Annotated in this window: 3 protein-coding genes and 1 pseudogene; 1 reads left to right on the forward strand and 3 read right to left on the reverse strand. The window is 43.1% G+C overall.

Annotated elements, in window-relative coordinates:
- Window positions 1-550, forward strand: a pseudogene (locus I8751_RS30455) (IS701 family transposase); the annotation flags it as partial.
- 156 nt (window positions 551-706) lie between these two features.
- Here I8751_RS30455 and I8751_RS17005 read toward each other — a convergent pair.
- The 3 genes from I8751_RS17005 to I8751_RS17015 all read right to left on the reverse strand — a co-directional run bounded on the left by I8751_RS17005 (window position 707) and on the right by I8751_RS17015 (window position 5,516).
- Window positions 707-1,564, reverse strand: a complete 858-nt coding sequence (locus I8751_RS17005) for a nitrate ABC transporter ATP-binding protein (protein WP_214440315.1) — start codon at window positions 1,562-1,564, stop codon at window positions 707-709.
- A gap of 133 nt (window positions 1,565-1,697) precedes the next feature.
- Window positions 1,698-3,701, reverse strand: coding sequence for an ABC transporter ATP-binding/substrate-binding protein (locus I8751_RS17010; protein WP_214440316.1), 2,004 nt, complete (start codon window positions 3,699-3,701; stop codon window positions 1,698-1,700).
- A gap of 78 nt (window positions 3,702-3,779) precedes the next feature.
- Window positions 3,780-5,516, reverse strand: a complete 1,737-nt coding sequence (locus tag I8751_RS17015; RefSeq protein ID WP_214440317.1) for a diflavin flavoprotein — start codon at window positions 5,514-5,516, stop codon at window positions 3,780-3,782.
- Window positions 5,517-5,593 lie beyond the last annotated feature (77 nt).

A 5,593-nucleotide genomic window follows, 5' to 3' on the forward strand; every position in this document is an offset into this window, starting at 1 on the left:
GCGTAGGGCGGTTCGGTTCTGGCAAATCACAACAGATAAAATTACAGTACCAGAAAATACGACTTGGTACATCATGACTGATTTACCTGGAGATATTCAGTTAAGTGTAGGAAATACTTATGGATTTAGAACTTGGATTGAATATGGTTTTAAGCAGAGTAAGAATGAATTAGGCTGGGCAGATTATCGGGTGACTGATTATCAAGAAATAGAGCGATGGTGGGAAATCATTTTCTCTACTTACTTCATGATCAGTCTGCAATCAGAACCATTCAAAAGATTGAGACATTACCAGAACGATAATACTTCACATGAAACAGATTCTGTACCTGATGAAATCACAGATAAGTTCTGTTTACATTCATGGTGGCATCATGAAACAAGTTGGAAAAGTACTTTGAATAACCTCCGTCTCATCATACAGCCGAAGATATTTTTTTGTTTAATTTCTCCTTGGCTTGAAGTATTTCGCATCCCTGATTTAGTCAAAGGTTTTTTAGTTTTAACCAGGATTATGAATGAGTTCAAACCTTATCTTCCTGATGGATAAAAGTACAATTAAAAGATTTTTACTTCAGGAGAGTGACAGAAAAGGGATAAGCCAGTCCGCCAGAGGTTTAAACCTCTGGCTAATAGTCTAGCTCAATCGCTTCCGTAATTATGCAGCCATTTGCGATCGCTCTTTCTTCGCGTTGACCTAGCTTATCTAGCCGACATCATCGTGGGCAAAACGGTTAAAGAGGAAGTCCAGGGCATAGTTACGCAGTTGGTAGTATTGTGGATCTTCCATAATACGGGCGCGATCGCGTGGACGAGAAAAAGGAATTTCCATGACTTCGCCGATTTTGGCGTGGGGGCCATTAGTCATCATTACCAATTTGTCTGCTAAAAATAGCGCCTCATCGATGTCGTGGGTAATCATCAGCACTGTACAACGGTTATCGCCCCAAATTTTTAGCAATTCTTCCTGTAATTCTTCTTTGGTGATAGCATCCAATGCCCCAAAAGGTTCATCTAAAATCAAAACTTTGGGACGAATTGCTAACGCACGGGCGATAGAAACCCTTTGTCTCATACCGCCGGACATTTGCATTGGCTTTTTGTCCATCGCGTCAGCTAGTCCTACCATTGCTAAATGTTCGCGAACAATTGACCTTTTCTCCGCTTCCATTTTGTTGGGGTAAACAGAGTTAACAGCTAAGTAAATATTTTCAAAAGCTGTCCGCCAAGGAAGCAGCGCATAGTTTTGGAAGACAACCATCCGGTCTGGACCTGGCTTGGTGATGGGTTGACCTTCCAGTAGGACTTGGCCAGAGGTGGGAAAGTTAAAACCGGATACCATGTTAAGCAGAGTTGATTTACCACAGCCAGAGTGACCGATGACGCAAATAAACTCGCCCTGTTCTACGTTGAGGTTAACACCATCTAATACAGTGAAGGGGCCTTTTTTAGTTGGGTAAACCTTAGTAACGTCCTTAATTTCTAAAAAAGATCTGTGGCTGTTGCTTGCATTAGCTAATGGGTTTCTGACGATGTCGTTAATTGTGGAGTTGCGGTTTTTCATGGGGATTAGAGATTAGGGACTGGGGGCTGGGGACTAGGGATTGGGAACTCTTCGTCGTGATCTGTTAAAGTTCAAAGGTTCATGAATAAAGTTTTACTTCTGCTACTCTCTATTAACTGATGGCATTTTTTGATCACGCTACTTTCCTTCTTGGCGAATCGAGAATAACTTCGGCAACTGAAAAATCGCGTTTAATCGCCAAGTTGTTGAGATAGGTTATGGGATCATCAGCATTAAAGGGCATACCATCAAACAACTGGATGGGTTGGCGAGTGTAGCTGATATCTAAACCTAGTTCGCGTGCAGCAGTGCTAAACACACGGACTTGGCACACTCTTTCTACAACTTCTACCCAGTTTCTGGGGAAGGGAGTGTCACCCCAACGCGCCAATTGGCTCATAATCCAGATTTGTTCTGTACGGCTGGGGCGATTAATGGCAGACTCAGAATAAAACTGGTGATGGGCGTAGTCGCGTAACGGATGGTTTAAGTCACAGGTATTATTATTGGGATCTTCTAGTTGGATATACTCTACATCAGTGCTGACATACTCTCGCCCAGCTAAAATTTGCCGAATTTCTTGGGTATTTGCGGGATTTGCACAGTATTGGCAAGCTTCTAGTAATGCTTTAGTTAAGGCAATATGGGTATTAGGATAAGTTTCTGCCCAATCTTCTCGCACTCCAAGAACTTTACCGGGGTGTCCTAGCCAGACTTCTAAGTCGGTGGCGATGGTAAAACCAACGCCCTCGACGGCGGCGCGGTAATTCCACGGTTCGCCGACACAGTAACCATCAATGCTACCAGTTTGCAAGTCGGCGACCATCTGCGCTGGGGGAATCGTCTTCATGTCCACATCGTCATCGGGGTCAATCCCTCCAGCGGCTAACCAGTAACGCAGTAGCAAATTATGCATAGATGCAGGATGTACTACTCCCATTATGTGACGTTGGTCGTGGGTGAGAATCAGGTGATTTCTGAAGTCTGATAAGGTTTGTACGCCTTGCTCATAAAAGCGTTTGGCTAAGGTGATGGCGTTACCGTTGCGAGTCATGGTGAGAGAGGTGACAACGGGCAGAGGTTGGTTATTATGTCCTCCCAAAGTTAGCCACATCGGCATCCCTGAAGGCATTTGAGCCGCATCCAAATAACCACCACTTATGCCATCTTCTATACCCCGCCAGCTGCTTTCGCGGACGAGGTTAACTTCATCTAAACCATGCTTGGTAAAGAAGCCTTTTTCTTTAGCAATGGCTAGGGGGGCGCAGGCGGTAAGGGGTAAAAAGCCAATTTCTAAGTTAACTTTTTCTAAACCGTGACGGGCAACGTCGGCAGTTTTCCGCGCCCGAATTTTCTTAATCCGTTTTTGCTGGTTGAGGAAGTAAATCATCTCACTTCGCAAGCTGTAGTAACTGGGATGTTCTACAACTTCCATGCGCTTACGCGGTCTGGGAATATCTACTTCTAGGATGTCGCCAATTTTAGATTCGGGGCCGTTAGTCAACATGACAATTCTGTCAGATAACAGCACTGCTTCGTCTACGTCATGAGTTACCATAACGGCGGTAACTTGATTTTCTTCGCAGATTTGCATGAGTTGTTCTTGCAAGTTACCGCGTGTGAGTGCATCCAGCGCCCCAAATGGTTCATCTAGTAATAGTAACTTGGGACGGATTGCTAAAGCACGAGCGATCGCAACTCGCTGCTTTTGTCCACCTGATAACATTCCCGGCTGTTTATCTGCATGGGGCTGCAAACCCACCATATTTATATGCTTATCGACAATGGCTTTGCGTTCCGCTGCGGGTAAACCTTTCATTACCGAGTCTACAGCAAGACCGATATTTTCTCTCACTGTCCGCCAAGGCAATAGCGAATAATTTTGGAATACCACCATTCTGTCGGGGCCTGGTTTGCTGATTCTTTGCCCTTCTAAGGTGACAATACCTTCTGTGGGCAAATCCAGACCTGCAATCATATTTAATAAAGTGGATTTACCACAACCAGAGTGCCCAATTAGTGAAACAAATTCTCCTTTTTTAATTTGCAGATCAATTCCTTTAAGAGCGATATATTGACCGCCACCTGTTAAGTTAAAAACTTTGTCAATTTGATCAACAGCAACAAATGTAGACATGGTAGTTTTAAAATTGGTAATTTGATTCAGAGAATTTAGAACAGATAAGGCAGGTTTTCAATAATTACGAATTACGAATTAATAATAGCTGCCAGATTTACGGTATTCGAGAGCGGTTAATCCTTCATTTTCAAGGACTTCACCGTTATCTACTACGGCATAAATTAACCATCTGTCACCGCATTTAATTTGATTTTGGACTGTACATTCTAAATAAGACAATGCCTCGTTGAGAATGAGACAACCATTAACAGCGGTTTTGGTAGAAAGATTAATGAACGGATTATCTCCTAATGTGCTTTGACGAGAAAAATAGCGGCGGACATTTCTGCCTTCTTTGAGAATATTTAGCACAAATTTATCATTGGAATGACACATTAAATCTGCATTTTGTTCGTCAGCAATGGCAATCATGATTCCTGGAGGGTTAAAGGTTGCTTGAGATACCCAAGAAGTTAAAACGCCTTTATGGGTGTCTTCATCACGAGTTGTGACTACACACAAGGAACCAATGATCCGCCCCACTGCTTGTTCGGTACGATCTACATGAGTTTCTGTAACAACTTGGCGGGGAGTCCGCAGTTTTTTGGTTTTCTTCAAGTTTTGGGCAAAGGTTGCACCTGCTTCTTGGCATTGTTGGAGAATTTCAGGTGTAGGAGTGAAGCGGACTCGAATTGATTCAAATCCTAAACGATAGTTGGCATCTTTGAGCTTGTTTTCTATTAAATCGATGGCTTCGCCACTCCAGCCGTAGGAACCAAATACTCCGGCTAATTTGGTTTTAGCTGCTGTGGAAAGAATTATTCCTAAAGCAGTTTGAATTTGAGTGGGTGCATGTCCGCCTAAAGTGGGTGAACCAATAATCAATCCATCGCAAGCTTCTACAATGCGGGTAATGTCAGCGGTATCTGTTAGTTCACAGTTAATTGATTTTACATTGACTCCATTTTCAATTAAACCTTGCGCGATCGCATTCGCCAAAATTGCTGTATTTCCATAAGCAGAAGCATAAAGCAAAGCCACACTTAACTCTTGAGATTTTTGTCCTTGACACCATTGGCGGTAATCATAAGTAAATCGACTAAGGCTAAAACGCACAACTGGGCCATGTGCGGGGGCGTAAGATTTTGCTGCAAAAACCGAAAATTTTTCTAGAGCAACTTCGACTTGTTTGGCTTGGGGTGCATGGAGACAGTCAAAATAGTAATGACGTTCTGCATCTAAACTTTTCCAGTCTTCATCAAATAAAGTATCTTCACAAATATGAGCGCCAAAAAATTTATCTGTATAAAGAATCTTGGTAGCAAAATCATAGGTACACAATCCATCTGCCCAACGGGGAGTTGGTACGCTTACAAATGTTAAATGATGTCCCTGTCCTAAATCCAAAGCATCCTCGGAACGTACAGCTTGAATGCGTGACTCCCACTCCGGAAAAGCAGTTTTGAGCGCATTAGCCGCAGGACGAGAACAAATTAAGGTAACTTGAGGAGCTTGAGAAAGCAATACTTGCAAAGTAGCTCTACGGTTGGGGTTGACATGACCGAGAACAATGTAATCTAGGGTGGTGAAATCTAGATGTTGCGCTAGTTCCTGGAGGTAAATTTCGGTAAAAGATTCGCCAGGGGGGTCAATTAAAGCTTTTTTATCGGCTTGGATGAGATAAGAATTTGCTGTAGTTCCCTTTTGGCGGGAATACTCAACCTCAAACTTTAGTCTTTCCCAAGTCCGTGATCGCAAAATTAATGTATTTTTACCAATTTCAGCAACCTGCACATCTCTTTTACGATTGGTCGTTACAGTATTAGCAGACATAGTAACCTCTGTTTCTGTATTGGGCATTGGGCATGGGTAAGAAGGGGTAAGGGGGAAAGGGGAAGGTGGGGCCCCCT

Origin of the sequence: Atlanticothrix silvestris CENA357 (genome assembly GCF_016056295.1) — a bacterium.
GTDB classification, from domain to species: Bacteria; Cyanobacteriota; Cyanobacteriia; order Cyanobacteriales; family Nostocaceae; genus Atlanticothrix; species Atlanticothrix silvestris.

Excerpts from the sequence above, each read along its gene's own strand:
- I8751_RS17005 (WP_214440315.1), bottom strand. The coding sequence starts at position 1,564 with ATGAAAAACCGCAACTCCACAATTAACGACATCGTCAGAAACCCATTA.
- I8751_RS17010 (WP_214440316.1), bottom strand. The coding sequence starts at position 3,701 with ATGTCTACATTTGTTGCTGTTGATCAAATTGACAAAGTTTTTAACTTA.
- I8751_RS17015 (WP_214440317.1), bottom strand. The coding sequence starts at position 5,516 with ATGTCTGCTAATACTGTAACGACCAATCGTAAAAGAGATGTGCAGGTT.